The organism is Trujillonella humicola (genome assembly GCF_046233715.1).
Lineage (GTDB): Bacteria > Actinomycetota > Actinomycetes > Mycobacteriales > Geodermatophilaceae > Trujillonella > Trujillonella humicola.
Genome location: NZ_JBJNRJ010000155.1, coordinates 1 through 462, shown reverse-complemented (window position 1 = coordinate 462; position 462 = coordinate 1). Strand labels below are relative to the sequence as shown.

The 462-nt window shown below is 71.2% G+C and carries 1 protein-coding gene; it reads left to right on the top strand.

The window, feature by feature from the left end; genetic code table 11:
* Window positions 1-367 (top strand): HNH endonuclease signature motif containing protein (locus ACK586_RS25525; protein ID WP_409333334.1); only part of this gene is annotated, 367 nt, incomplete at its 5' end.
* Window positions 368-462 lie beyond the last annotated feature (95 nt).

Here is a 462-nt window from a genome sequence, read left to right as displayed (position 1 = left end):
CGTGCCCGCCGCGCTCCGCCAGGCGCTGGACCTGCGCGACGGCGGCTGCGTGTTCGCCGGCTGCGACGCCCCCACCTGGTGGTGCGAGGCCCACCACCTGCTGCACTGGGCCTTCGGCGGGCAGACCGCCCTGGACAACCTCGGGCTGTTGTGCGAACGCCACCACGGCAAGGTCCACCACGGCTACACCATCGACCGCCACGCCGACGGCAGCTGGCACACCCATCGCCCCGACGGCACCGAGATCATCCTCGACCGCGACCACCTGCTCCACGGCGAGCACCCGCCGGACGCCCACCGCGACCGCGACCCCGCCGCCGGAATCGACGCCGCACGAGATCGCGACGAGCTCCTCGTCCCCGGCTGACCAACCTATGAGGTCGAAGTCAAGTCGGGTCTTGGCTGATGGTGGGCAGGTTGGGTCGGCTCGCCGGCTGCTGCCGGTCGAGTTGATCTTGTAGT